Consider the following 25783-nt stretch of genomic DNA (forward strand, 5'->3'; position numbering starts at 1 on the left):
ACCTAGGCGGCCCGGCTACCTAGGCGCACCCTCCCAAGGCTACCTAGGTGGGCTTTGCAGCTAAGCCTAGCGGCTGAGCGGCTACTCGCCGGTATAGGCGTCGCCGCCGATAAAAATCAAGTTATCGGCCGGGCGTGCGGGGGTGCCTTTTGCTCCGATAGCAAACGACTTGCGCACAGTGCGCCCGTCGGGGTAGGTCAGCGTGAGGGTGTGGCCTTGCAAGCGGTAGGTGCCGCCGGCACTGCGCCGGCTGCCGCCCGCCGCATTGGCCGTCATTACACCGCCGTTGGCACCTTCGGTAAAGTGGCTGGCATCTACAAAGTTGAGCTTACTGATAACCAAACTGGTGGCCCCGCCCACGCTGCCGCCACTGGCATTTTTATAGGTACGTTTCAGCGGCACAGCCCCCGCCGCGTAGGCCGGAAACCAGCTGCCCGTGCCTAGCGCATACGAATTGGGCCGGCCCTTGGCGTCGGTGAGGACGAAGGAGTTTCCGTTTTTGCGCCACGTACCCCAGGCGTCCGGGCGCCTGGCGCGGTCGGCCGCGGGGTTGAGGCTTTCCAGGGGCTCCTCCCCCACGTCGCAGTACTGCCCATTGGCCAGCAGCGCCACTGGCTCGAAGCTGAGGCCGCCGTAGGCATCGGAGCGTGCGCGGAAAAACCACTGCGCCCCGGCTGCTACGCCTGCGCCCGCGGTAGCCGGGGCCGGGCTGGCAGCGGCGCGGGCACCGGCCGGGGCAGCCGGAGCTACTGTGGCGGCCGGGCCCGCACTTTTTACTAGTCCTTGCTCGGTCAGCGTCAGCGCGTTCACATCTACCTTAAAAAGCTGCTGAAACCGCGTGGCTACGTTGCGCCGAAAAGCCGCTGCCTTGGCTGCGTCGGTTCCTTGCGCGCCCACACTCACCAGCACTGTTTGCAGCTTTAGCAGCTCTCCTAGCTGCGCCGCTACGCTGGCCGGGCGGCCCGCCAGCACGCGGGCGGCGGTGGGGGCAAACTGCTGCCGCACGGCGGCCGTGGGGCCGGCCGGCAAGAGCGCCCCACCCGGCACTTCGCCGTGGGCTACACGGTAGGTGGCCACCAGGCAGGCCGCAAAGGCATCGGCCACGTTGTTGTTTTGCAGGCCCGTACCCGGTAGCAGCTTCGCGTACAGCGGCTCATAGTCGGCCGGCCCGCCCGGCCCGAACATAGCCGCGAATTTGGTGACCGTGGCGGAGGTGGTGCCAGGCTGGCGCCGCGCAAACGCTTCGGCCGTCGTGCGCCGCATTGCCGTGGTGGTGGTGTAGCGCAGGTAGGGCGCCGCCACGGCGGTGGCCCCAGCCGCAGCCGCCGGGGCCGTACTCGCTGCTCCTCGCTCGCCGCTGCGGGCCTTGCTGCGGCGAATGGTTTCATTGAGCATGGCCTTGTTGAGCTGCGAGTTGGTCAGCGCCATCATGTTGCTGGCGTAAATTTCCATTGTCAGCTCTGGCGATTGGGCCCGGCTCGTAGCGGGTGCCAGCAGGCCAGGCAGCACACCTAGGCCCAGGAAAAACAGATTTTTCAGGCGCATAGCCAAGACGAATAAATAGTGGTAAGCTAGCACTATAGCTAGCCGCTGCACACTAAACGACAACTTCTTCACCCTAGCCCGCAACGTAGCCGGGCGCTGGCCAGCAGCGGCCGAGCCATACTAACGAGCAACTCAGCCAGAGGTTAGCGAGCGCCGCGCCGCTGGCTCCATGTCAACAATCATTTGAAGGCCGCCTAGGCTGCTTCTCCAAGCAAGGCCTGCTCAACCGAAGCCCCCAAGGCCAGCCACAATGGGTTGGCTCTGTCCTCGGGGAGCTTGCCAGGCGGCTGCGGGGCTCGAACCCAGGTGCGTAAGCACTTGTAGCCACTGCAAAGCCTATGGCCGCAAGCCTTTTATTTTTACGGCATGAGCACTAGCCTCTCCTCTCCCATCGACTTACAATCGGCAGGCTTTCAGGTGTATGAAAGAAACCTGCATATGCATGAGGCAGCACCGCCACGGCTTGCGGCGCAGCTATTTAGCCGGCGTGCCTATTACAAGGTGCTACTGATGGAGAGCAAATGTCTGATTCACTACGCGCACCAAAGCCTAGAGCTGGACGGGCAGTACCTGCTCTTTACCAACCCGCATATTCCGTATTCGCTGGAGCTGCGCACCGACCAGCTGCACGCCTACGCTTGCTTGTTTACCGAAGAGTTTGTAAAGGCCGCCGACCGCTCGGAAAGCTTGCAACAGTCGCCGCTGTTTCGCATTGGCAGCACCCCACTATTTAAGCTCGCTGCGCCACAGGCAGATTACGTGCGGGATATCTTTCAACGGATGCTGACCGAGCAGGAAGGAAGCTATCCGTTTAAGGGCGACCTAATTCGCACGTATGTGCAGTTGCTTATTCACGAGGCGCTGCACCTACAGCCGGCTGATACGTTTGTGCAGCCCCGGAACGCCGCCACCCGCCTCACGTCGCTCTTTCTGGAGCTGCTGGAGCGCTTGTTTCCTATCGAGCAGCCGACGCAGCAGCTGCCCCTCAAAACCCCTCAGGATTTTGCCGACCGGCTGGCCGTGCACGTCAATCACCTCAACAAAGCCGTGAAGCAGGTGACGGGTAAGCCCACGAGCGCCCACATTGCCGGCCGCATTCTGGACGAGGCCAGGGCACTGCTTCAGCACACCGACTGGAGCGTAGCCAGCATTGCCTACTGCCTGGGCTTCGAGTACCCGACCTATTTCCAAAACTTCTTTAAGAAGCACACCGGCTGCACGCCACTGTCCCTACGCCGCAAGCCCTGACCCTAGGCTTGGCGCACGGGCCTTATGGCCCCGATGGCGCACTCCCGCTGGCGGGTGTAGGGAGGCCTGGCGTGTTTCGTATACTTTTTCGATTGATTTCAGTTACCAGCCAGGTAGCACCGGCCCGGAGCTTTGCCGCTGTATTTTATCAACCCAGATAAGCCAGATGGAAAGCAACCAGCAGTACCAAGACCTCGCCGGAAAAACGGCGTTGATAACGGGCGGCACCAAAGGCATTGGCAAAGCCATTGCGGATAGATTAAGTCAAGCAGGAGCCCGGGTTATCGTCACTGCCCGGCATCAGCCCGAGGAAACCGATTCGCCGCCTCCTTTTATCAAAGCCGACATCACCCAGCCCCAACAGGTAGCCGAGTTGGCCCAAGCCATCACCGAAACGTACGGCGGCCTTGACATCCTCGTCAATAACGTGGGCGGGGTGACGGCGCCCGGTGGGGGGTTTAGTAGCCTCACGGACCAAGACTGGGAGCAGGAGCTGCAGTTTAACCTGCTGGCGGCCATTCGGCTCGACCGAGCGCTGCTACCCACCATGATAGCGCAAAAAAGCGGCGTGATAATTCACGTTTCGTCGGTGGCCGGAATAAAGCCCGTGTGGTATCACAATTTGGCTTATGCCGTGTCCAAAGCGGGGCTGAATGCCTATAGCAAAGCCTTATCGAATGAACTTGCCCCCAAAGGCATCCGCGTACTGACCGTATCGCCAGGCGCAACCAACACGCCGTTGATGCAGCAGCTCGTTCAGCGCTATGCGGCCACTGCTGGCCTAGGGGCCGACGAAGCCTTTCAGCAAATGGCGGCCCAAGCGGGCGGCATCCCGATGGGGCGGATGGCTGAACCGGCAGAAGTCGCTGCGCTGGTTTATTTTCTGGTTTCGCCAGCAGCGTCTTACCTGACCGGCGCCAACTATTTAGTTGATGGCGGCACCGTGCCCGTGGTTTAAGGCTGCTTAAGCGCGTGCTCTGCACGAATCCGTAGTGCGCTACAGGGCCACCGACCTCCACGCCCGCAGCCTCCAGTGCCTGACCTAGGTGCCCGGCCGTGAGCCCCCACCCCTGGCCTCTCTCAGGGAGAGGACCAGCAGTGGGGGCTCACGGCCGGGCAACCAGTTAATGCTCCTTAATAGCCAGCATTCTGGTCGTAGAGACCGGGGGCAGCGCTCAGCTCGTTTTGAGGCACGGGGTAGAGCAGCAGGTTGGCCGTAATGGGGCGGGTAATCTTCGCGCTCACGTCGTCTTTGAGCACCCAGGCGTTCATCACGTCCAGGGCCAGGCCCGAGCGCACGAGGTCGTTCCAGCGCAGGTTTTCGCCGGCAAACTCGCGGCGGCGTTCCTCCATGAGGGTGGCCAGCGTGAGGCCGGTGAGGGCGGGCTGGGCGGCGCGCGTGCGGATGGGCGCAAGCAGGGTGGCCGCATCAGCGGCCGAGCCGCCTACGCCGCGCACCTGGCACTCGGCCTTCATCATCAGAATGTCGGCGTAGCGCATCACGATGAAGTTGATGGGCCAGTCGCCCCGGCCCGTGCCGCGGCCGGTGGCACTGAAATACTTCTTATAAAACGGCCGGGTTTCGGTGATACCCGCCTGGGTATAGCCCGTCGTTAGAATGTTGAATGTCTTGCGGGTATCGGTAGTGGCGTAGGAGGTATTTACCAAGTCATTAGAGCAAGGTTTAATCTCGACCGAGCCGGCCCCGAACGGCAGGCCGCTAAACGTGTAGTAGGAGTCTGGAATCACGACGTTGGGAAACGACCCGCCTAGGCCGAGCGACGCATTTGAAATGTACTGAATATCCCACAGTACCTCGGCGTTATTCTCGTTGTTGTACGCAAATACGTTGGCGTAGCTGGGCAGCACCGAGAAGCGCCCACTGTTAATGATGTCATTGAGCAGTGGCAGGGCTTTGTCGTACTCCTTGCTGTCCAGGCCGGGGCCGTTGATGCCGTAGGTGGGGCCCGAGCGCGTGAGGTAAGTGAGCGCCAGCAGGCCTTCGGCAGCGTACTTGGTGGGCCGCCCTAGGTTGACCGCGGTGTAGGTGGTGGGCAGGTTGACAACGGCCGTTTGCAGGTCGGAGAGAATGAGCTCGTACACCTTCGTTACCTCGCTGCGCGGCGTAGCGGCCACCTCCTGCGGACTGAGGGCCTTATCTAGTACCGGCACTTTGCCAAACTTGCGCACTAGGTCGAGGTACATGAAGGCGCGCAGGAACTTCGCCTCACCCTCGTAGCGAGTGCGCAGCGAGCCAGTGACGGCGCCGTTGGTGGCCAGCTGGTCGAGCAGCGTGTTAGCCCGGAAGATGGTCAGGTAGTCCGAAGTCCAGGCGTCGGCCACGTAGGGGTTGATGACCAGCAACGAGGCCGAGAAGTTGTTGATGGGGTCCCAGTCGCGCGAGCCAATAGCACTGATGGCGTACATGTTATCCGAGCGCGCCTCCGACAAAATCACTTCCCGGTCGGGGTAGCCGCGCAGGGTGTTGTACACGGCCGTCATGGCCTGGTCGAAGTCGGTAGCGGTTTTGTAAAACGTATCTACCGACCCGTTGGAGATGGGAACTTGGTCGAGGTCTTTTTCGCAACCGCTCAGCGCGAGGCTGCACGCGGCCGTAATAAGTAAGAATAAACGCTTCATGGGAATTCTTAGAAAGAGAGGTTGAGGCCCAGCACCAGTGACTTAGCCAGCGGCAGCCCGCCGTAGTCGGAGCCCGACACGAAGTTGCCGGTGTTGCTGGTGTTCACGGCGTCGGGGTTCAGGCCGCCGTAATAGTTGTCGTGGCCGAAGAAGTTTTCGGCCGTCACGTAGAGACGGGCGCCCTGCGCGATGCGCTTATTAATGACGCGCCCTAGGTCGTAGCCCAGCGTAATGGTGCGCACTCGGAAGTAATCGGACGAGTACAGCCAGTCGGTGTTGCGGATGAAGCCGAAGCTGCCAGTGGCCTTGCCCTTCACGCCATCGCCGGGGTTTTCGGGCGAAAACCAGCGGTCGCGCACGCGCCCTAGGGCGTTCTCCTTGTAGCCCACACTGGTGCGGTCGATGGCGCGGCCCAGGGTCGAGTAGATTTTGCCGCCGTTCTGGCCCTGCACCAAGAAGCTCAGGTCGAAGCCTTTGTAGCGCAGCGTGTTGGTAATACCCCAGGTGTACTTGGGGTTGGGCTGGCCCACCACCTGGCGGTCTTTGCTGTCGATGACGCCGTCGCCGTTGTAGTCTTCGTAGCGGGGGTCGCCGGCGGTTTGGGCGCCGAAGCGGGCTACCCCACCGTCGACATCAGCTTGGGTCAGAATGCCAGTTTGCTTCACTACGAAGAAGCTGTACACGGGCAGGCCCACTTGCAAGATATTGCTGGGCGTGTCGAGGCCGTTGGGCACCTCGATGGTGGCATCGCCGGGCCCTAGGTGCACTACTTTGTTCTGGTTGTGGCTCAGGTTCAGCGAGGTGTTCCAGGAGAACTCACCTTGCAGGTTGCGCGACGATACTTCCAGTTCCCAGCCCTTGTTCTGCACCTCGCCGATGTTGGTGAGGTAGTTGGTGTAGCCCGAGCCCGAGGGCACCGGCACGTTCAGCAGCAGGTCTTGGCTGGTTTTGGTGTAGTAGTCGGCCGAGGCCGTGATGCGGTTCTGGAACAAGCCAAAGTCCAGGCCGAAGTCTACGGTGCGGTTGCGCTCCCACTTCAGCTGCTCGTTGGCGGCGCGGTTGGGGGCCTGGCCGGTAGCTTGCACGCCGGCGTTGCCGCCGAAGGTGTAGTTGTAGAAGCCCAGCGTGGCAATGCTGCTGTAGTCGCCGATGTTGTTGTTGCCCGAGTAGCCCAGGCTGGCCCGCAGCTTCAAGTCGCTGAGGGTGTTATTGATGGGCTCCATAAACTTCTCTTGCGAGATGCGCCAGCCCGCCGACACGGCCGGGAAGATGCCCGAGCGACTATCGGCGCCGAAGCGCGACGAGCCATCGCGACGGATGCTGGCCGACAGCAGGTACTTACCATCGAAGCCGTACTGCACGCGGCCGAAGTACGAGAGCAGCACGTTCTGCGTCTCCGTATTGGCCGACGATACGACGATGGTGGCGGCCCCGTTTAGGGTCGTGACGGAGTTGTTGATATAACCGCCCGACGAAGACAGGCTGGCGTCGTTTTCAAGCTTCGAAAAGTTATACGACTGACCTAGCAGCACCGTAAAGTCGCTCTTGCCCACCACCTTGCTATAGGTAGCGGTGTTCTCGTTAGTAAAGGTGCGGCGGTGGTAGGCGCTATACGAGCCCGAAGCCAGCGACGTAGTGAGGGTTCGCGTGGGCGGCGAAAATGACTTTGAGGTCACGTCGCTGTTGTCGAGGTTTAGTGTCGAGCGGATGCGCAGGCCGTTGAGGGGCTGGTACTCGGCGTAGGCGGTACCTAGGGTCCGAAAATTGCGGCTTTCGCCCTGGTACGCCTTGATGACGGCAATGGGGCTGGCCGTGCTCACGCCCCAGCGGTAGGCTTCGTTTTTGCCGTAGGCGGTGTTCACGCCGGCCGTGTCTTCCACCACGGGCGTTTCGGCCAGCAGCTGGTGAAAGCGGTTGTCCTTGCCCTCGATGCCGGGGTCCATAGAGATGGAATACGTCGGCGTCAGGTTCAGGCCAAACTTGAACTTGTCGTTGGCTTTTACTTCCACGTTGGCGCGGGCCGAGTAGCGCTTGTAGTCGGTGCCGATGGCGAAGCCCTGCTGCCGGTTGTAGTTGCCCGACACGTAGTAGTTGACGTTGGGCGTCGAGCCGGCGGCGCTCACCTGGTAGTTTTGGGTGCCGCCGGTGCGGTAGAGCTGGTCTTGCCAGTCGATGTACTGCAGGCCGGGGTGCCCAGGCAGGGCCCAGCGGTCGTCCAGCATCAGGTCAGGGTTCACGTTGTTGCCGGTGAGGCCCAGAATCTGGCGGCGCTGCGCAGTGGTTTGGCTGGCCGTGCGGCCCGCGCCCGACTTCACCCAGTTGTTATTGATAATTTCGGTGGCGCGCGAAGCCCACTCGTCGCCGCTCAGCAAGTCCAGCTTTTTGGCGGCCCGCGAAATACCCGCAAAGGCATTGACGCTGATTTGAGCCTTGCCGTTTTTGCCGCGCTTGGTGGTGATGAGCACCACGCCGTTGGCGGCCCGCGAGCCGTAGATGGCGGCCGCGGCGGCATCTTTCAGTACCTCAATGTTCTCGATATCATTGGGGTTGATGTTGTCGAGCGGGTTGCCGGTGCTGTAGCGCCCGCCGCCGTTGGGCGCGGCCTGGTCGAGCGGAAAGCCGTCGATGACGTACAGCGGCTCGCTGCCCGCCGTGATAGAGCCGGCGCCTCGCACCCGCACCGAAAAGGCGCGGCCTGGAATGCCCGAGGTCTGCTGCACCTGCACGCCCGCCAGCTGGCCCACCAGCGCCTGGTCGACGCGCGTGATGGGGCGCTCTTCGAGCTTTTCGGCATTGAAGGTGGCAATGGCGCCCGTGATGTCGCCGCGCTTCTGGGTGCCGTAGCCCACTACCACCACGTCGTCGAGGCTCTTGGTATCCTCGCTCAGCTTCACGTTGATAGCGCCCGGACCCGTGAAGTTGTGCTCTTGGGTGGTGTAGCCGATGAAGCTAAAAATGAGCGTACCCGCCTTATCGGGGGCGTTCAGCGAGAAGCTGCCATCGGGGCCCGAAGTAGTGCCGCGAGTGGTGCCCTTCAGCACCACCGTCACACCGGGCAGGCCGCCGCCCTTAGCATCCGTCACGCGGCCGGTCAGCTGCCAGTCGGCCACAGCGCGGGGGTGAGAGGCGTGGGCCAGGGCAGCCACCGGAGCCACGCCCGTAAGCAGCACCGGCAGGCAGCACACCAGTAGCCGGCGGCGGGGCCAAGCGTATTGTTTCATCATGAGTAAAGGGTGGGGTTTATAAAGACAGAAGGAGGAAGCGAGTGATGAAAAACTCACTGTTTGGTGACCAATATTACCGGCTTGTTTTTCAGACACTCTCCTGTAGAGTACTGGCTATCGCTATTTTTAAACCCTGCCAACTACCTAGGAAATTGCGCTAGCTAATGCGCAGCACAAACGCCGAAGCTGTGCCCGCTGCCCCACCCTGCGAGGCGCAGAACAAGTATTTCGGTTGGCCATGGCGCAGCAGCAGTTGGGGACGCTCCAAGCGGCCGTAGCGCTTGAGGTTGCTCGGCGCCGGCGGCTGTTGCACGCCGTAGTCGGCCAGGGGCAAAAAGGCGATTTTGGGAAAGCTCCAGGCCCGGCCGTCTTCCGATTCTAGGTAGAGGCCCACGTCTTGGCTGTACACGCCCATGTCGCGGGCCAGCAGATTGAACTTGTCGTGCTGCCGCCACACAAAGGCATCTTCAAACTGCTTGTTTTGGCCCTGGCCCGAGAAGTCGATAACTGGGTTACCGGCGTACTTCACGTAGGGGCCGCCTAGGTGCTCAGCCACGGCCAAACCATACTTGCGGTTTCCTCTGATGGGCTGGCCCTTAGCAGCCTCGTATTCGGCTGTGTTCCACGACTTGTAGTAGAGCCAGTACTGGCCGTTGGGGTGCTTGAGGAAGGCGGGGTTGGTGGTGCAGTGGTCGTCCCAGGCGCCGGCGGGGCCGGGTAGCAGCAGGGGCTGGTCGGGGCGCGTCCAGGGGCCTTCGAGGGTGGGCGCGGTAGCCAGGCCGATGCGCTTGGTATCGGTTTTGCCGTTGGAATTACCCATAAAGAACAGGCAGTACTGCCCATCCACGAACTGAATACTGGGGTTGTGGCAGGTGGTGGCATCCCAGTAGCCGGGACCCCTAGGTGCCAGTACGGTCTCCTGCACGGCGAAAGGACCCTCGGGGCGGTCGGCCACGGCGCGCACTATTTCGGAGCCATTGAGCCAGCCGCCCATGCTCTTCTTGGCATCCCAGCGCGAGAAAAAGACGTGCACCCGGCCATCGGGCCCATAGATGGGCGAGCTGCACCACACGTAATAGCCGGGCAGTTCCAGCGCCCGCCCCACCGGCCGCAGGTGCCGGCTGATTTTGGCAAAATCGCGGCGCGGGTAGGCGCTCGGCGGGGCGGCAGCAAAACCGGCCCAGGCGCGGGCCAGCGGAGCCAGGGCCAAGGTAGTGAGGAAGGTGCGGCGGGTGGGCATGGGACAGGTTGAAAGCACCCTCAAGTTGGCCCGGCGCCTGCCCGCCACTCTCCTGCACTGTGCGGGTAGGCGGCGCGAAGCCACTAGCATAGGTGGCCCGCTGAGCAAAGCAATTTCGGCCTTTTAAACAAAGTACCCCGATTGAGGGGTGTCTACCTTTGCATCATCAAGTAGCGCCTCTCGCCGCCGCAAACCACCTAGTAAACAGCCACCCGCAATTACCCATGACTGCCAAAGAGCAAAATTGCTACGCGGACTTAGTTGCAGTCTGTAGCGGCGACCAGCGCTACGGGGATGAGAAAACCTTCGCCGACAACGTGCTGGTGAGCGTGCTCGCCGGCGAGCTGAAAGTGGTGCACGCCAACCGCACGCAGTATTGCGGCGCTGGCGACACGGTATTGCTGCCCCGCCACCAACCCGCTACCCTGCTGAAGCAGCCCAAAGACGGCCGCGCCTACCAGGCTGTGCTCATGAAGCTACCCAAGGCCCTGGTGCAGGCCTACTACCGGCAGCATACCCCGGCGCCGGCCCAGCCAGCGCTCAGCGGCCCGTTGCTATTCCCGAAAAACCCGCTGTTGCAGAGCGTCTTCGCCTCCCTACTACCCTACCTAGAGCTGGAACACCAGCTGCCGGGAAGCCTACTTACGGTGAAAATAACGGAGGTCATCGAGATACTGCGCAGCCTCGACCCGCACAGCGATGGGGTGCTGGCCGATTTTTCGGAGCCAGGCAAGCTGAACCTGGTCGAGTTTATGGAAGCCAACTACATGTTTAACATGCCCTTGGCAACCTTCAGCTACCTAACTGGCCGCAGCCTCACCACCTTTAAGCGAGACTTCAAAAAGGCCTTCCAGCTGAGCCCCCAGCGCTGGCTCACGCAGCGCCGGCTCACGCTGGCGCACTACCAGCTAGCGGAGAAGCGGCGCAAGCCCGTGGACCTGTACCTGGAGGTAGGCTTTGAGAACCTGGCGCACTTCTCCTACGCTTTCAAAAAGCAATTTGGCTACCCGCCGACCGCCCTGGCCGGGCAAGCGCGGGGTCCCCAGCCAGTAGCGGCCTAGGCCCGCAAGGCATCCTAGGGTTCGCCGCGGGCAAGGCAGCGCCCTAGGTTACTTTATCCCTCTCATTACTAGCCACACCATCCTAGTCAACTTGACCGGGCCGAATAGTTCTGCCCGTTAGTTTCCTACTCACCTTCAATTAGTTTCACTGATGAAATCAGCCTTGGTTACCGGCGCGAATAAGGGCATCGGCCTGGAAGTCGCCAAACTACTCGCTCAGCACGGATTCTTCGTGTATATCGGCAGCCGCACCCTCGAAAAGGGGCAAGCCGCAGTGGCACAGCTCAATGCCGCGGGGCTCACAAACCTCGAAGCCGTGCAGTTAGACGTCACCCAGCCTGACTCTATTCGGGCGGCCCGGGCGGCGATTGGCGCTAAAACGCCGGTGCTGGATGTACTGGTCAACAACGCCGGCATTTCGGGCGACCTGGCTCAGTCGGCCCGCGAGACCACCCTTGAGCAGTACCAAACTGTGTTTGCCACCAACGTATTCGGAGTGGCTGGCGTCACGCAGGCGTTCCTAGACCTGCTGGAACAGTCGCCGCAGCCACGCATCGTTAATGTGAGCTCGGCCATGGCTTCCCTGACGTTGTTTGCAGATTTCGAGAACGCCAATTCTGCTTACCGGGTGCCGGTGTACCAAGCATCGAAAACCGCCCTAAATATGTACACGCTCAACCTAGCTTATGAGTTGCGCGATACTCCTTTTAAGGTAAATGCCGTGTGCCCGGGCTATACCCAAACCGACTTTACGGGCCACCAGGGCACCAGTACGGTCGAGGAGGCCGGACAGCGCATTGCGAAGTACGCACTGCTGGGCCCCGATGGCCCCACCGGCAAGTATTTCAGCGAAGAATATTTCCCGGCCCCAGCCACCTGCCCTTGGTAAGTTTCGGCACGTTATTCTTGACCTAGGCGAGTCTTTGGAGCGGCCTAGGTCAAGAATATTACTATCATTGCCCACAAGCGGTTAACTAGCAGGTAGCAAGCCACCTGCTAGTTAACCGCTTTTCGCAGGTACTTCTTCAGGCTCAGGCCCTTGGCCTGCCGAACGCCCTGGGCTACCAGCTCAGCGTTGAGGCGGGCGCCGGCCTCGATGGTGTGGGTGTGGTCGGTGGCGTTGAAGTAGGTGCTGCGCACGGTGGCTTCGCCGGCCTGGTCGTAGCGGTCGGCGATAAGCTGGTTGAGGTCGATGAACGTGGCGTGGCCCTGGCGGGCGGCTTCGGCGGCCCACTGGCCGTAGTCATTGCGGTTGCGCTTGACCTTGCCATCCTTCCAGTCATTGCGCGGAATGGGCGAGCACACGATGACGGTGGCGCCTAGCTGCTGGGCCTCGCTGATGTACTGGCGCAGGTACCAGCCGTAGCTGTGCACCACTTCCTGCTGCTTGGTGAGGTAGTTATACACCTCCTGGCTCTCGTCGCCGTTGCTCTTGATGGTGCCCCGCGCCCGCGTCGAGTCGGTGAGCGGGCTGCTATCGTTGTGCCCAAACTGCATCATCACGTAGTCGCCGGGCCGGATTTTGGGCCGCACTTTTTCCCACCAGCCCTGGCTGCGGAAGGTGCGGGTGCTGGTGCCGCCGCGGGCGCCGTTTTCGATGCGCAGGCGGGTGGTATCGAAGGCGGCGGGCAGGTAGTAGCCCCAGCCCCAGAGGCCGCCATCGCCCCGGCCCTGCCCGTTTTTCACCGTCGAGTCGCCGATGAGGTAGAGCGTAGGCCGGGGCTTGGGAGCCGCCATACTCAGCAGCCAGCCGCTGAGTAACAAGAGCGTGGCTAGTAGCGGCCAGCGGCGAGAACGGGTTTTCTGGGTGGGCATGAGCCAGACGGGGAGCGGTTTGGAAAGAAGGAGCAGCAAGCAAAGTACTTGTAGCAAGCCCTTGCGGCGGCAAGTACGGTGGGGTCACCCCTAGGGGCTTCCCGCACCCTCCTGCTCCTGCCCTACAGCACAGGACGGTGGCCGAGCGCCTTGCCGAGTACTTGCAAGCCTCTTACTTTGCGAACGATGCTACTTTTCTTACGCGGGCGCGGCGGCCTGCTCCTTCTCCTAGGGCTGCTACTGGGCCCGGCCGGCGCGTGGGCGCAGCACCCCGCGGGCCGCCTGGCACCCAAGCCCCTCTACCGCGACCCGGTGTATGACGGCGCCGCCGACCCTGTGCTCATCTGGAATAAGAAAGCTAAGAAATGGTGGATGTTCTACACCAACCGCCGCGCCACCGACACCACCGCGGCGGGCGTGACGTGGGTGCACGGCACGCGCATCGGCATTGCCGAATCGGGCGACGGCGGCGCCACCTGGACCTACCGCGACACGGCCAATATCAATTACCGGCCCCAGCCGGGCTACACCTTTTGGGCACCCGATGTGGTCAAGGACAAAGGCACGTACCACATGTTTCTGACCTACGTGCCGGGCACCTTCATCGACTGGAACCACCCGCGCACCATCGTGCACCTCACCAGCCCCGACCTAGTAAACTGGCAGTACGTGAGCACCTTGCCCCTTGCCACCGATAAAGTCATCGACGCCAGCGTGTTCCGCTTGCCCAATGGCACCTGGCGCCTGTGGTACAACAACGAGCGCGACCACAAGAGCACCTACTACGCCGACAGCCCCGACCTCACGACCTGGACCGACCACGGCCCCGCCCTAGCCGACCGCGGCGAGGGCCCCAAGGTTTTTCGCTGGCACGACCAATACTGGCTCATCATCGACCCTTGGAAAGGCCTAGGTGCCTATCACTCCACTGACCTTCTGCACTGGACCGCCCAGCCCACCCGCCTACTCGAAGCCCCAGGACGCGGCCCCGACGACCAAGCCATCGGCGGCCACGCCGATGTGGTAGTGAGCGGCGACCGGGCGTATCTTTTTTACTTCACGCACCCCGGCCGCGGCGCAGCTCACCCCGCGCCTCCTAATAGCATCGGGGCCAAGCGTAGCGTCATTCAGGTGGTAGAGTTGCACTACCAAAACGGCCAGCTCACCTGCGACCGCGACCAGCCTACTTATATGCAGTTGAAGGCGGGGAGGTGAATTTTACGTGGGTAACCCCACCCCCGACCCCTCCCTCCGGAAGAGGGGAGCCTATCGTGCTCTGACGTAAGCGAGCGGCCGGCTCCCCTCTCCCGGAGGGGAGGGGTCGGGGGTGGGGTAAACCCGCTAATTGCCATCCGGCTTGGCCACGGCGCTACGGGGGCTTTCGGGCCAGTGCCACTGGGCCAGCGCATCGGGCCGGGCAGGGTCGAAGGGCGGCAGGCCTGGGCGCAAGTATTTTACTAGGTCGAGCTTGGCCGCTTTCATGCCTTCGACCACGCAGCGGGCTATTTCGTAGGCGCCGTAGGGGTTGAAATGGGTGTTGTCGGCCAGTGGCGCGGGCTGGCCGGGGTAGCTATTGGCGGGGTAGTGCACAAAGGCTTTTTTCGACTCCTCCTCCCCCATCGATTCGTATAGCTTGGTAGTCATGGCATTGAGGTCAATCAACGGCACCTTCTCCTGCTGGGCTACCTGGCGCACAGCGGCCGGAAAGTCACCTAGGCTATTCTCTATCTTGCCCCCGGCCCCAAACGAGCGGCGGCTAGTGGAAGTAACCAAAACCGGAATGCCGCCCCGCTTGCGCGCCTCTGCCACATACAGCTTCAGCCGCTGGGTATAGGACAAAAAAGCCCCGTCGTTCGGGCCTTTCTCCTTCTGGTCGTTGTGCCCAAACTCGATAAAGAGGTAGTCGCCGGGCTTTAGCACACTCAGCACTTTATCTAGCCGGTGCGACCCTAGGAAGCTAGCCAGACTCAGGCCCGATTCGGCGTGATTGGCCACCGCCACGCCGGGCCCGAAGAAGCGCGGCAGCATTTGGCCCCAGGCGGCCCAGGGCTCGTCGTCCTGATTTACCACCGTCGAGTTGCCGGCCAGGAAAACGGTGGTAGCGGCCGAGGCAGGCGTTATTTCCAGCGCCACTAGTGCGCTGGGCGCTCCGTCAAATTCTAGCGTTAGCTTATCGTCCCAATCAAGCTTAGCCAATTCACGCGGCTTCAAGCTAGCCTCGCCCCCACCCGCGATGCGGCGGTTCTTCACGTTGATGGTCCACGTCTGGGTCACGAACTGGCCCGGCCGCGTGGCCGTTGTTTCGAGCAGCAGCCGGCGCGATTCCGCTTTGATAAAATTGGAAGAGGTGCCCTTGAGGTCGCCTAGGGTCACGGTCACGTTGTAGTTGCCCTCGGGCACATTTACCGAAAAGTAGAAAGGCTGCTGGCTGGTCACGAAGTCGCCTTTCAGAGCGTCTTTGCCGCCGCGGTCTACACCCGTAGCAGTGGTACCGAAGTCGAAGCCGTAGCCAGCCTCCTTGGTGTAGGTAGCCGTGGGCGGTACTGCTTGGTAGCCAGCGGCCGCCCGACCAGGCCCAAAGTCGAATTTAAGCGTCGGCCCTGCTGGTTGAGCCGCCGCACTGGCCGCCCACCCCAACAGGGTCGCGTTTAGCAATAAGCTGACTTTCATAATTTAGGAAACCGCTGTTAGCTAGCCGGCCGCAGGTACTTGCGAAGCGCCAGCTTCTTATCGGCGCGAATGCCGTCGGCTACCGATTCGGCGTTGAGCTGCGCCCCTGCGGGGCTGGTGTGCGTGTGGTCGGTAGGGAAGAATTTCTTGGTTTCTTCAGGACCTAGCTTTTCGTACTTGCGGGCCGTGCGGTCGTTGAGGTCGATGAAAACGACGCCTTCCTGCTGGGCCACCTCAGCGGCCCACTTGCCAAAGTCCTGGTCGGCGCGCTGCACCTTGCCATCCTTCCATTCATTGCGCGGAATCATGGAGCACACCACCGGCGTAGCGCCTTTGGCCTTGGCCTCTCGAATGAATTTGCGCAGGTACCAGCCGTAGGTATTCACCGTTTCGGAGTGGCCGTCGGGCCACACGAGGCTTTTGGTTTCGGGGCCGGTGCCACGCAACACGCCGCGGCGACCAGCCTTGGTGGTATCAGGTACGCTGCCCTCGTTGTGCCCAAACTGCATAATCAAAAAGTCACCGGGCCGAATGGCCGCAATGGTTTTCTCCCAGCGCCCCTCCGAAATAAACGTGCGTGTGCTGCGCCCCGCCATCGCATTATTGACAATGTGCACCCGTGTAGTGTCAAAGTAGGCGGGCAGCGCCGTGCCCCAGCCCTGATAACCGGGCGTGGTGTTGCGCACCGTTGAGTCGCCAATGATATAGAGCGTGGGAACAGGGGCTGGCTTAAACAGAAAAGCACTGAGGCTTAACAAGAAACCGAGCGCTAGTAGTAGGCGGAATTTAAACATAGCTTTCAGTAAATCATTCTACTAGCGCGTTTACCCAGGCCCCTCCCCTCCGGGAGAGGAGAGCCCTACGTTCACTAATGTCAGAGCACGATAGGCTCCCCTCTCCCGGAGGGGCCGGGGGTGGGGTCTTCACGTTAACCTAGAATTACTTGGCTACCACGACTTCAGTAGGCTGCTCGGTCTTAGCTGTGGCTGGCTTTTCTGAGCCTAGGTAGTTGCCGTAGCCCACGACCACCGTGGAGAGCACTACGGCCAAAATGCCTAATTGAACCGTACGCATAGTCAGCTTATTAGCGCCGCGCCACTCGTGCAGCAGCAGGCCCCACATCGAGCTGAAGGCGATGATGAACGCCATGTGTAGCGTCCAGCCCGAGAAACGGTACTCGCCCATCTGGCTGTCGCCCATGCCGTAGAAGAAGAACTGGAAGTACCAGGTAGTGCCCGCCAACGCGCAGAAAATGACGTTGCGCAGCGCCGGCATCGTGGGGTTGAGGTAGTCGGTGTAGGTCTTGTTCTTGATGTTAAGGTAGAGGCACCACGCTGCATTGGTGGTGAGGCCGCCGAGCAGAATGATGACTAGAATGGCGTTGTTGACAAATAGCGGATTGGTGCCGTTTTTGGCAGCTAGCTCAGCAATCGGCTGCCCGGCCGTGAGCCCAAACGACATGCAGGCGCTCATCACCCCCGAAAACACCGCCACTAGCAGCCCCTTGCGCAAATCAAACTCCGCAATCGAGGCTTGCTTCTGCTCTTTAGTGAGGGTCTTCTCTTTCAACAGACCGGCGCGACCGCAAATAAGAATACCCAGCACGCACACGGCCAGTCCCAGCATAATGAACCGCCCCGACGAGGAGCCGGTCAGCTCGGCCATTTTCCCTTCATAGATGGGCGGCACCAGCGTGCCAAACACGGCGCACAACCCGAGGGTCACGGCCATGCCAAGGCTCAGCCCTAGGTAGCGCATGGCCAGCCCAAACGTGAGCCCGCCCATACCCCAGAGCACGCCCCAGAAATACGCCCAAAAGATGGTGCTGCTAGAAGCTTGGTGCAGCACGTCAAACAGGTGCGGCACCGTCAGGTAGCCCAGTATCCAGGGGGCCGCCAGCCACGATACCAGGCCGCCTACCAGCCAGTAGCTTTCCCAGGACCAGCCTTTGATTTTCTTATAAGGCAAATAGAAGCTGCCGGAGGCGAAGCCCCCGAGTGCGTGCAAAATAACGCCCCAGATAACGGCCATAGGGTGGGTGGGAATGTGGTAGATAGAAGGATAGCGGCAAAGCTGCGCGCCACCTAGGGCCAAACTCTCCTGTGCTCTCCTGAGAAAAAACAGGCCGTTAGCCAGAAGCCAAAAGCCGTATCTTTTTTACCTGCAAGCAGGAGAGTGCAGGAGGTTGGCGCCGCTGCGACCACGCAGTTTTGCGTTAAATTAAACGCTGGTCATTTCCCGGCCGACCATTCCGACACCTCTATGCACCCTACGCTCACTTTCCAGCATGTCAGTTACTTGTGGGATGAAGCCAAAGCCGCCGAGATGGCCGGCGACGAAGTGGCCCTGTTCCTGTACCGCTCCAATTTGCTCGGCGCCGACCTGCGCCTGACTAACTACGCCGGGGGCAACACGTCGGTCAAAATCCAGGAAACCGACCCCGTGAGCGGCCAGCCCGCCGAGGTGATGTGGGTGAAGGGCTCGGGTGGCGACATTGGCACGCTCACCAAGGCCGGCTGCGCCAACCTCTACGTGGAGAAGCTGCATCAACTCAAGAACCGCTACCGCGGCCTGGCTCACGAAGACGAGATGGTGGGCTTGTTTGAGTACTGCCTCTTTGACCCCAAGTGCGCCACGCCTAGCATCGACACCCCGCTGCACGGCCTGCTGCCCTTCAAGCACATCGACCACCTGCACCCCGATGCGCTCATCGCCATCGCAGCCAGCAAGGACGGCGAGAAGATTATGCACGACATCTGGGGCGACACCATGGGCTGGCTGCCCTGGCAAAAGCCGGGCTTCGACCTAGGCTTGCAGCTCGAAAAAATCGTGCAGGAAAATCCAAACCTGCGCGGCGTTATCCTAGGTGGCCACGGCCTCTTCACCTGGGGCGAAACCAGCTACGACTCCTATATCAATACACTGGAGGTCATTGAGATGGCCGCCACCTACCTAGAAGCTAATTACGGCAAAAACAAACCCGTCTTCGGCGGCGTGAAGCTCACCGATGGCCCCGACGCCACCGAGCGCCGCCGGCTGGCCGCCGCCACCATGCCGGTGCTGCGGGGCCTGGCCAGCAGCCAGCGCCGCATGCTGGGCCACTACACCGACGATGTGCGTGTGCTGGAATTTGTCAATTCCAACGACCTAGGGCGCCTCGCCGCCAAGGGCACTAGCTGCCCCGACCACTTCCTGCGCACCAAAATTCGCCCGCTCGTGCTCGACCCCGCGCAGATGCAGGGCGACGCGGCCAGCGTAAAGACCTACCTGGAAGGCCTGTTTGCCGCCTACCGCGAAGACTACAAAGCTTACTACGACCGCTGCAAGCACGACAACTCGCCCGCCGTGCGCGACGCCAACCCGGTCATCATCCTGTGGCCCGGCGTGGGCTTGTTCTCCTTCTCGAAAGACAAGCAGACCGCCCGCGTAGCCGCCGAGTTCTACACCAATGCCATCAACGTGATGCGCGGCGCCGAGGCCGTGAGCGAATACCAGGGCCTGGCCGAGCAAGAAGCCTTTAATATTGAGTACTGGCTGCTCGAAGAAGCCAAACTGCAGCGCATGCCCAAGCCCAAGAGCCTCTCGGGCCAGATTGCCTACGTCACAGGCGGCACCGGCGGCATTGGCCTGGCCATCTGCGAGCTGCTGCTGCAAAACGGCGCTTGTGTGGTGGCTACCGACCGCGACCGCCTCGAAGAAACCCAAACCAACCTGCGCAAGAAGTTCGGCAAAGACGTAGCCCTCACTGCGCCCATCGACGTGCTCGACGCTGAGGCCATTGCCGAGAGCCTGCGCCAAACGGTGCTCCAGTTTGGCGGCGTTGATATCGTGGTCAACTGCGCCGGCTTAAGCATCAGCAAGCCGCTAAGCGAAACCACTCAGGCCGACTGGGACATCCTCAACGACGTGCTCGTGAAGGGTCAGTTCCTGGTGAGCCAGCAGGCCGTGGCCATTCAGCGTCAGCAGGGCCTAGGCGGCGATATTGTCAATATTGCCAGCAAGAACGGCCTGGTAGCCGGCCCCAACAACGTGGCCTACGGCACCGCCAAGGCGGCCCAGCTGCACATGAGCCGCCTGCTCGCCGCCGAGCTTGGCGCCGACAAAATCCGGGTCAACACCGTGAACCCCGACGCCGTGCTGCGCGGCTCCAAAATCTGGGAAAGCGGCTGGGCCGAGGGCCGCGCCAAGGCCTACGGCATCACCATCGCCGAGCTGCCCCAGCACTACGCCAAGCGCACGCTGCTCGGCGAGGAAGTGCTGGCCGAGGACATCGCCAAGGCCGTGCTTGTATTCGTGGATGGCTCGCTGGCTAAGAGCACCGGTAACGTCCTCAACGTGGACGGCGGCGTGGCCATGGCCTTCGTGCGCTAGCGCTCGCCTGCCCCTACCTAGGAAAGCTATAAAACGTCAGGCCGAGTGCGCTCGGCCTGACGTTTTACGTTTAGCAGCTCGCAGTTGCGGGGATTTTGTAGTCCGTGTGTGGCCGAACGGAAGTGGACTACAAAGTCCGCGCAACTGCAGGCAGTATCGTTGTAACAGTCTTTTTGGCGGTTTGCAGTAGCTTTGATGTCCTACTCTTCCCACCTCATTCCTTCTGCACTATGTACACTTTGCAGCTCAAGCCACTCGACAAAACGCCCAAGTACAAGCAAATTGTGCAGTCGGTGATTATGGATATCGAGCGGGGCGTGCTCCGCAACGGCGACCAGTTGCCGAGCATCAGCGAGCTTAGCATTGAGCATTACCTGGCCCGCGATACCGTCGAAAAAGCCTACCGCGAGCTGCGCGAGCGCGGCTTTATTACCTCGGTGCAAGGCAAGGGCTACTACGTGCAGGCCCGCGACACAAACAAGTTGAAAATCTTAATGATTTTCAACAAGCTAAGCTCTTATAAAAAGGAGATTTATTACGCTTTTTTAGAAGCCCTAGGTGACCGCGCCACCGTCGATTTACAGATTCACCACTACAACGTCAACCTGTTTCAGGAGATAATTGAGAAGAGCCTAGGCAAGTATAACTACTACGTTATCATGCCGCACTTCACGCTTGACACGGACACAGCGCTGTACCGCAGCATTATCAATACCATTCCGGCGCACGAGCTAGTGCTGCTCGATAAGGACCTGCCCGACCTGAAGCAGGAGTGCCTGCGCGTGTTCCAAGACTTCGACAAGGACATTTTCAACGCCCTCGTCAATACCCAAGACCTGCTGGCCAAGTACTCGCGGCTGGTGCTCATCCTGCCCTCCGACGCCAACCACCCCGAGGAGCTGCCCTGGGGCTTCCGCTCTTTCTGCCTCAGCCGCGACAAGGAGTTCTCGGTGGTTGAAAACGCTAAGAATGAGGTCTTGAGTGAAGGCACGGCCTACGTTGTCATCCGCGAAACTGACCTAGTGGAGCTGGTCAAGAAAATCCGCCAAACGAGCTTTCTCCTAGGTCGCGAAATCGGCATCATCTCTTTCAACGAGACGCCGCTCAAGGAGCTGCTCAATATGACGGTGATTACCACCGACTTCGTGGCCATGGGCCGCACCGCCGCCCAACTGCTGCTGGAGAATAAACGCGTGAAGGTGAACAACCCATTTTACACGATTCGGCGCGGCTCGCTGTAAGCAACTGGCCCAGCGTTGACTTGAATTTCATAAGTTTACTTTATGAAATCAAGCGAGGCTATTGCCGATTATTATCGCCAGCACGGCCACGGGCACCCCGACACGGGGCAGGTGGCGATTTACCGGATTGAGGAGGTAGCGCAGCCCGTTTCCTTCCCGCACGTGCGGTGGGACTTCTATAAGATAAAGCTGCTGTGCAATGCGCAGGGCATCTTATCGTATGCCAACCACCGGGTCGCGGTGCAGTCCTGCGCCTTGGTTTTTGTAAACCCACTAATTCCCTACTCCTGGGAGCGAACGGCGGGCAGTGAAACTGGCTATGCCTGCTTATTTACAGAGGAATTTATTACCCAGCAGCTCAAAACTGCTAGCGTGGCGGGCTCGCCGCTATTTCGGGTGGGCGGCAACCCGGTGCTGTTTCCGCCACCGGAGGTAGTAAGCCGGCTCAATAACCTCTTTGAAGCCTGCCTGACCGAAATCCAGTCGTCGTACGTGCACAAGTACGACCTACTGCGCAACTACTTACAGCTTATTCTGCACGAGTCGCTCAAGCTGGCCCCGGAGCCAGTCTTGTACCAACCGGGCACCTCGGCAGCCCGCCTGAGCTCGCAGTTTTTAGAGCTACTAGAACGGCAGTTTCCGCTGCTTTCGCCCCACAGCCCCCTCCCGCTCAAGACAGCTCAGGAATTTGCCAGGCACCTAGGCGTTCATCCCAACCATTTGAATAAGGCGCTGAAAGAAACAACTGGGCGCACTACCACCGGGCACATTGCGGGCAAACTGGTAGCCGAAGCCAAGGCCTTGCTGCGCAACAGCAACTGGAGCGTGGCTGAAATTGGCTATTGCTTGGGCTTCGAGCACGCCTCCAATTTCAACAGCTTCTTCAAAAAGAACACGGGGCAGCCACCTAACCAGCACCGTCGGCAGCCGGAGGCGCTTTCATAAGTTTTGACTTGATTTGCATAATTCTACCACAGCAACAGCCTAGACCTTTGTGCTATCATTTTTGATTCACTAAAGGGCAGAAACAGATGGAGAATGTGCAAGGTAAAGTCATTGCGATTACGGGGGCTAGCAGCGGCATCGGGGCCGCCACGGCCCGGCTACTCGCGGCGCATGGGGCAAAAGTGGTACTTGGGGCGCGCCGACTCGACCGCTTGGCGGCGCTCGCAGACGCCATCGTGGCAGCGGGCGGCGAAGTGGCCTACATCCGCACTGATGTAAGCCAGCGCACCGATGTGGCGGCGCTCATTCAGCTGGCCTGCGAGCGCTACGGGAAGCTCGATGTACTCATCAACAACGCTGGCATCGGCCTGATTTCACCCCTGGATGAACTACGCGTCGAAGATTGGGAAGCCATGATTGATGTCAATATCAAGGGTACGCTGTATGGCATTGCAGCGGCGTTACCCGTTTTTCGGCGGCAGGAGGTTGGGCATTTTATAAATGTGCTTTCTACCTCGGGCCTCAAGATTGTACCGCTGCAGTCGGTGTACGCCGGCACCAAGAATGCCGTGCGCGCCATCTCGGAAGGGCTGCGCCAGGAGGCCGGCGACAAGCTGCGCGTGACGATAATCTCGCCGGGCTTCGTGCACACCGACTTTGCCGACAGCATGACCAACCCCGAAGCCAAGGCCCAAATCATTGCGGCACGCGACCAAATAGCTATTTCGCCCGATGCTATCGCGCGGGCCATTGCCTTCGCCATCGAGCAGCCCGCCGATGTAGATGTTGGCGAAATAGTAATTCGCCCCACGGCGCAGAGCTAAGTGCTGCAAAGAGTATGAAGTAATGAACGAGTGCTTGTCATTGCGAGCGCAGCGAAGCAATCGTACCTGTTCGGCTACCGTTCGGGGGCGATTGCTTCGCTACGCTCGCAATGACAGGTGGGCTTTCATAAGAGTATCTGAAAGAGAGGTTCTCAGCACACGCCCCACATACAGGAGAGTTCAGAACAGTTTGGGCAGAGCGGGCGGGGTAATTTGCTACTCTCAAAAACCGGCTTATTCCCCACCCTAGCGCCATGCTCACCGAAGACCAAATTCACGACCTGAACCAGCCGCTGCTGGCCGAGCACCACTTGCAGTTTGACTATCTGGCCGACCTGCTGGCCCGCCGCGGCCAGGATGCGCACCAGCTCATTCTACAGCTAGTCGAATTTCAGGTGGCCATCCCGAGCTGGGCGCTGGGCACGGGTGGCACGCGCTTCGGGCGCTTCCCGGCCGGGGGCGAGCCCCGCTCGCTAGAAGAGAAAATCGGCGATGTGGGCTTGCTGAACCAGCTCAACGGGTCGTCAAACTCGATTTCGCTGCACATTCCTTGGGATATTCCGCAGGACATAGCCGGCCTGCACCAGCTCTTGAAAGAGCAGGGCTTGTCGATTGATTCGATGAACTCCAACACCTTCCAGGACCAGAAGGAACAGGCGCACACCTATAAGTTTGGCTCGCTGAGCGCCACCGACCGCGCCGTGCGCGAGCAGGCTATTCAGCACAACATCGACTGCATCCGCTACGGCACCGACCTAGGGGCCAAGGTGCACACCGTGTGGCTGGCCGATGGCTCTAACTTTCCGGGCCAGAGCCACTTGCGCCGCGCCTACCTGCGCACCCAGGAGAGCCTGGCCGCCATTTATGAGGCGCTGCCTTCAGACTGGACCATGCTCATCGAGTACAAGCCCTACGAGCCCAACTTCTACTCGATGGTCATTCCCGACTGGGGCACGTCGTACACGCTCTGCCAGAGCCTGGGCCAGCAGGCGCAGGTGCTCGTAGACTTAGGCCACCACTTACCCAATACTAACATCGAGCAGATAGTGGGCCGCCTGCGCCAGCTGGGCCGCCTAGGGGGCTTCCACTTTAACGGCTCGGGCTACGGCGACGACGACCTCACCACCGGCAGCGCCAAGCCTTTCCAGCTCTTCTTGATTTTCAACGAGCTAGTCGACGCCAACCAAGACGCTAGCCTGGGCGCCAGCACCGTGGCCTACATGATAGATGCCAGCCACAACACCAAAGACCCGCTCGAAGACTTGCTCCAATCGGTTGATAACATCCTGGGTGCTTACGCCAAGGCGCTACTCGTAGACCGCGCCGCCCTGCAAGAAGCTCAGGAAGCCAACGACACCGTGCGCGCCGAGGAAATTCTGCGCGACGCCTTCCTCACTGACGTGCGCCCGCTGGTGGCCGAGGCCTACCGTCAGAGCGGCGGCGCCCTGCATCCGGTGCGCGCCTACCGGGCGGCCGGCGTGCGGCAGCAACTCATTGCGCAGCGCGGCAAATTCAGCTTATCTACTGGCCTGTAAGCGATGGCGACGAAGAAACCTGTGTACGCCGTTTTCGACATCGGCAAAACCAATAAGAAGCTGATACTCTTCAATGAAGAGCGGCAGATTATTGACGAGATGCTGCACGTGTGTACCGACGTGCTCGACGATGACGGCTTCCCCTGCGACCACCTGCCGCGCCTCACCCAATGGATGCAGGACCACTGGCACCGCCTGCGTCACCACCCGCACTACACCGTGAAGGGCGTCAACTTCACGGCCTACGGCGCTAGCTTTGTGCACCTAGGGACCGACGGCGAACCGGTACTGCCACTGTATAACTACTTGAAGCCCATTCCGGAGGACTTAGCTGCCCGCTTCTACGCCGAGCTGGCCGAGTCGCCGCAAGATTTCACGGCCACCACTTGCTCGCCGCAGCTGGGCATGCTCAACTCGGGCTTGCAGCTCTACTGGCTCAAGCACGCCAAGCCCGAGCAGTACGCCAAAATCCATACCTCGTTGCACCTGCCGCAATACTTATCGTATTTGCTTACGGGCGAGAAGTTTAGCGACTTCACCAGCGTGGGCTGCCACACGGCGCTCTGGGATTTTGAGCGCGGGCAGTACCACGATTGGGTGCAGCGCGAGGGCATCGACGAAAAGCTGGCGCCGCTCACTAAAGACTCAATTGCTTCGGTGGTCGATGGCATTATGGTGGGCGTGGGTTTGCACGATAGCTCGGCGGCCGTGATGCCCTACTTACTGGAAGTGGATGAGCCGTTTATGCTGGTGAGCACGGGCACTTGGTGGGTGACTATCAACCCCTTCAACAGCCAGCCGCTTACGCCCGAGCTGCTGCGCCGCGACGTGGTGAGTTTCCTTACGCCGCGCGGCCAGCCCATGCGGGCGGCCCGCGCCTTCCTAGGTCGCGAGCACGACTACCAGGTCGAGCGTATTGCGCAATACTTTCACGTGAAGCCCGATTTTTACCGCTCGCTGGTGCTGGCCCGGCCTTACGACGAGGCCTCGGCTTCGTTTGTGCCCGCGTGCCTAGCGGGCGGTGGCCCCCTTCCCGACGCGACCGAAGGCGAGTGGGACCTTTCGGGCTTTCGCACCGCCAACGACGCTTACCAGCACCTCATTCACGGGCTGGTTAACATTCTGTTAGCTTCTATGAAGCTGGTGTGGCAGGGCGAAAAAATCATCTACGTCGATGGGGGCTTTGCGCGCAACCCGCTGTTTATGCAAACCCTCAGTTGGAATTTCCCTAAGGCGGAAATCCGCACGCTGGAGGTGCCGCAGGCCACGGCCCTAGGTGCCCTAGTGCACCTCGAGCAGGGAGAAGCGTGGAAGAAAACGCAGCTATTGTTTAGTTAATTTGCGGTAGTGCTCACGTTTCAAAAAACGGCTGTCATTGCTGCGCTCGCAAAGACAGCCGTTTCTTGCTTGAACCTGTTCCGTAG

At 60.7% G+C, this 25783-nt stretch carries 19 protein-coding genes; 11 read left to right on the top strand and 8 right to left on the bottom strand.

Annotation, left to right across the window (positions count from 1 at the left end; genetic code table 11):
* Positions 1-81 precede the first annotated feature (81 nt).
* The gene (locus JAO77_RS15795; RefSeq protein ID WP_198991336.1) at positions 82-1545 is read right to left on the bottom strand and encodes a hypothetical protein; all 1464 of its coding nucleotides are present in this window, start codon (positions 1543-1545) and stop codon (positions 82-84) included.
* Between the two features lie 366 nt (positions 1546-1911).
* Here JAO77_RS15795 and JAO77_RS15800 point away from each other — a divergent pair, with 366 nt between their 5' ends.
* Positions 1912-2793 (top strand): helix-turn-helix domain-containing protein, encoded by an 882-nt coding sequence (locus tag JAO77_RS15800; protein WP_235998458.1) that lies wholly within the window; start codon positions 1912-1914, stop codon positions 2791-2793.
* A 166-nt stretch (positions 2794-2959) separates the two neighbouring features.
* On the top strand, positions 2960-3751 hold the full coding sequence (locus JAO77_RS15805; protein ID WP_198991337.1) for an SDR family oxidoreductase: 792 nt from the start codon (positions 2960-2962) through the stop codon (positions 3749-3751).
* Positions 3752-3927: 176 nt separating this feature from the next.
* Here the strand turns inward: JAO77_RS15805 and JAO77_RS15810 are convergent, their stop codons facing one another.
* The 3 genes from JAO77_RS15810 to JAO77_RS15820 form a co-directional block, all read right to left on the bottom strand.
* Entirely contained in the window at positions 3928-5433 is a 1506-nt protein-coding gene (locus tag JAO77_RS15810; RefSeq protein WP_198991338.1) for a RagB/SusD family nutrient uptake outer membrane protein, read from the bottom strand.
* 8 nt (positions 5434-5441) lie between these two features.
* On the bottom strand, positions 5442-8657 hold the full coding sequence (locus tag JAO77_RS15815) for a SusC/RagA family TonB-linked outer membrane protein (RefSeq protein ID WP_198991339.1): 3216 nt from the start codon (positions 8655-8657) through the stop codon (positions 5442-5444).
* A gap of 157 nt (positions 8658-8814) precedes the next feature.
* The gene (locus JAO77_RS15820) at positions 8815-9897 is read right to left on the bottom strand and encodes a glycoside hydrolase family protein (protein ID WP_198991340.1); all 1083 of its coding nucleotides are present in this window, start codon (positions 9895-9897) and stop codon (positions 8815-8817) included.
* A gap of 224 nt (positions 9898-10121) precedes the next feature.
* Here JAO77_RS15820 and JAO77_RS15825 point away from each other — a divergent pair, with 224 nt between their 5' ends.
* Both JAO77_RS15825 and JAO77_RS15830 read left to right on the top strand, forming a co-directional pair.
* Positions 10122-10958 (top strand): helix-turn-helix domain-containing protein, encoded by an 837-nt coding sequence (locus JAO77_RS15825; RefSeq protein WP_198991341.1) that lies wholly within the window; start codon positions 10122-10124, stop codon positions 10956-10958.
* A 151-nt stretch (positions 10959-11109) separates the two neighbouring features.
* A complete protein-coding gene (locus JAO77_RS15830; RefSeq protein ID WP_198991342.1) occupies positions 11110-11847 on the top strand; it encodes an SDR family oxidoreductase in 738 nt (245 codons plus the stop codon).
* Positions 11848-11954: 107 nt separating this feature from the next.
* Here the strand turns inward: JAO77_RS15830 and JAO77_RS15835 are convergent, their stop codons facing one another.
* Positions 11955-12773, bottom strand: coding sequence for a rhamnogalacturonan acetylesterase (locus JAO77_RS15835; protein ID WP_198991343.1), 819 nt, complete (start codon positions 12771-12773; stop codon positions 11955-11957).
* Between the two features lie 186 nt (positions 12774-12959).
* Between JAO77_RS15835 and JAO77_RS15840 the strand changes: the two genes are divergently transcribed.
* Entirely contained in the window at positions 12960-13988 is a 1029-nt protein-coding gene (locus tag JAO77_RS15840; protein ID WP_198991344.1) for a glycoside hydrolase family protein, read from the top strand.
* 126 nt (positions 13989-14114) lie between these two features.
* Here JAO77_RS15840 and JAO77_RS15845 read toward each other — a convergent pair whose 3' ends face one another.
* From JAO77_RS15845 to rhaT, 3 genes are all read right to left on the bottom strand, one after another.
* A complete protein-coding gene (locus JAO77_RS15845; protein WP_198991345.1) occupies positions 14115-15443 on the bottom strand; it encodes a rhamnogalacturonan acetylesterase in 1329 nt (442 codons plus the stop codon).
* Between the two features lie 17 nt (positions 15444-15460).
* Positions 15461-16237 carry a rhamnogalacturonan acetylesterase gene (locus tag JAO77_RS15850; protein WP_198991346.1) on the bottom strand — a complete coding sequence of 259 codons (777 nt, stop codon included), beginning with the start codon at positions 16235-16237 and terminating at the stop codon, positions 15461-15463.
* 145 nt (positions 16238-16382) lie between these two features.
* On the bottom strand, positions 16383-17474 hold the full coding sequence (gene rhaT / locus JAO77_RS15855; RefSeq protein ID WP_198991347.1) for an L-rhamnose/proton symporter RhaT: 1092 nt from the start codon (positions 17472-17474) through the stop codon (positions 16383-16385).
* Between the two features lie 231 nt (positions 17475-17705).
* Between rhaT and JAO77_RS15860 the strand changes: the two genes are divergently transcribed.
* The 6 genes from JAO77_RS15860 to JAO77_RS15885 all read left to right on the top strand — a co-directional run bounded on the left by JAO77_RS15860 (position 17706) and on the right by JAO77_RS15885 (position 25697).
* Positions 17706-19814 carry a bifunctional aldolase/short-chain dehydrogenase gene (locus JAO77_RS15860; protein ID WP_198991348.1) on the top strand — a complete coding sequence of 703 codons (2109 nt, stop codon included), beginning with the start codon at positions 17706-17708 and terminating at the stop codon, positions 19812-19814.
* 230 nt (positions 19815-20044) lie between these two features.
* Positions 20045-21055: a GntR family transcriptional regulator gene (locus tag JAO77_RS15865; RefSeq protein ID WP_198991349.1), complete on the top strand. Its 1011-nt coding sequence runs from the start codon at positions 20045-20047 to the stop codon at positions 21053-21055.
* 42 nt (positions 21056-21097) lie between these two features.
* On the top strand, positions 21098-22000 hold the full coding sequence (locus JAO77_RS15870; protein WP_198991350.1) for a helix-turn-helix domain-containing protein: 903 nt from the start codon (positions 21098-21100) through the stop codon (positions 21998-22000).
* A gap of 86 nt (positions 22001-22086) precedes the next feature.
* Complete coding sequence (locus tag JAO77_RS15875) at positions 22087-22824, top strand: SDR family oxidoreductase (protein ID WP_198991351.1); 738 nt, start codon at positions 22087-22089, stop codon at positions 22822-22824.
* 254 nt (positions 22825-23078) lie between these two features.
* Complete coding sequence (locus JAO77_RS15880) at positions 23079-24359, top strand: sugar isomerase (RefSeq protein WP_198991352.1); 1281 nt, start codon at positions 23079-23081, stop codon at positions 24357-24359.
* A 3-nt stretch (positions 24360-24362) separates the two neighbouring features.
* Positions 24363-25697 (top strand): FGGY-family carbohydrate kinase, encoded by a 1335-nt coding sequence (locus JAO77_RS15885; protein WP_198991353.1) that lies wholly within the window; start codon positions 24363-24365, stop codon positions 25695-25697.
* The last annotated feature ends 86 nt before the right edge of the window (positions 25698-25783 follow it).

This window comes from Hymenobacter sp. BT559 (assembly GCF_016427535.1).
Lineage (GTDB): Bacteria > Bacteroidota > Bacteroidia > Cytophagales > Hymenobacteraceae > Hymenobacter.

Excerpts from the sequence above, each read along its gene's own strand:
- JAO77_RS15840 (WP_198991344.1), top strand. The coding sequence starts at position 12,960 with ATGCTACTTTTCTTACGCGGGCGCGGCGGCCTGCTCCTTCTCCTAGGG.
- JAO77_RS15845 (WP_198991345.1), bottom strand. The coding sequence starts at position 15,443 with ATGAAAGTCAGCTTATTGCTAAACGCGACCCTGTTGGGGTGGGCGGCC.
- JAO77_RS15830 (WP_198991342.1), top strand. The coding sequence starts at position 11,110 with ATGAAATCAGCCTTGGTTACCGGCGCGAATAAGGGCATCGGCCTGGAA.
- JAO77_RS15820 (WP_198991340.1), bottom strand. The coding sequence starts at position 9,897 with ATGCCCACCCGCCGCACCTTCCTCACTACCTTGGCCCTGGCTCCGCTG.
- JAO77_RS15795 (WP_198991336.1), bottom strand. The coding sequence starts at position 1,545 with ATGCGCCTGAAAAATCTGTTTTTCCTGGGCCTAGGTGTGCTGCCTGGC.
- JAO77_RS15800 (WP_235998458.1), top strand. The coding sequence starts at position 1,912 with ATGAGCACTAGCCTCTCCTCTCCCATCGACTTACAATCGGCAGGCTTT.
- JAO77_RS15835 (WP_198991343.1), bottom strand. The coding sequence starts at position 12,773 with ATGCCCACCCAGAAAACCCGTTCTCGCCGCTGGCCGCTACTAGCCACG.
- JAO77_RS15815 (WP_198991339.1), bottom strand. The coding sequence starts at position 8,657 with ATGATGAAACAATACGCTTGGCCCCGCCGCCGGCTACTGGTGTGCTGC.
- JAO77_RS15805 (WP_198991337.1), top strand. The coding sequence starts at position 2,960 with ATGGAAAGCAACCAGCAGTACCAAGACCTCGCCGGAAAAACGGCGTTG.
- JAO77_RS15870 (WP_198991350.1), top strand. The coding sequence starts at position 21,098 with ATGAAATCAAGCGAGGCTATTGCCGATTATTATCGCCAGCACGGCCAC.
- JAO77_RS15825 (WP_198991341.1), top strand. The coding sequence starts at position 10,122 with ATGACTGCCAAAGAGCAAAATTGCTACGCGGACTTAGTTGCAGTCTGT.
- JAO77_RS15865 (WP_198991349.1), top strand. The coding sequence starts at position 20,045 with ATGTACACTTTGCAGCTCAAGCCACTCGACAAAACGCCCAAGTACAAG.
- JAO77_RS15810 (WP_198991338.1), bottom strand. The coding sequence starts at position 5,433 with ATGAAGCGTTTATTCTTACTTATTACGGCCGCGTGCAGCCTCGCGCTG.
- JAO77_RS15880 (WP_198991352.1), top strand. The coding sequence starts at position 23,079 with ATGCTCACCGAAGACCAAATTCACGACCTGAACCAGCCGCTGCTGGCC.
- JAO77_RS15885 (WP_198991353.1), top strand. The coding sequence starts at position 24,363 with ATGGCGACGAAGAAACCTGTGTACGCCGTTTTCGACATCGGCAAAACC.
- JAO77_RS15850 (WP_198991346.1), bottom strand. The coding sequence starts at position 16,237 with ATGTTTAAATTCCGCCTACTACTAGCGCTCGGTTTCTTGTTAAGCCTC.
- rhaT (WP_198991347.1), bottom strand. The coding sequence starts at position 17,474 with ATGGCCGTTATCTGGGGCGTTATTTTGCACGCACTCGGGGGCTTCGCC.
- JAO77_RS15875 (WP_198991351.1), top strand. The coding sequence starts at position 22,087 with ATGGAGAATGTGCAAGGTAAAGTCATTGCGATTACGGGGGCTAGCAGC.
- JAO77_RS15860 (WP_198991348.1), top strand. The coding sequence starts at position 17,706 with ATGCACCCTACGCTCACTTTCCAGCATGTCAGTTACTTGTGGGATGAA.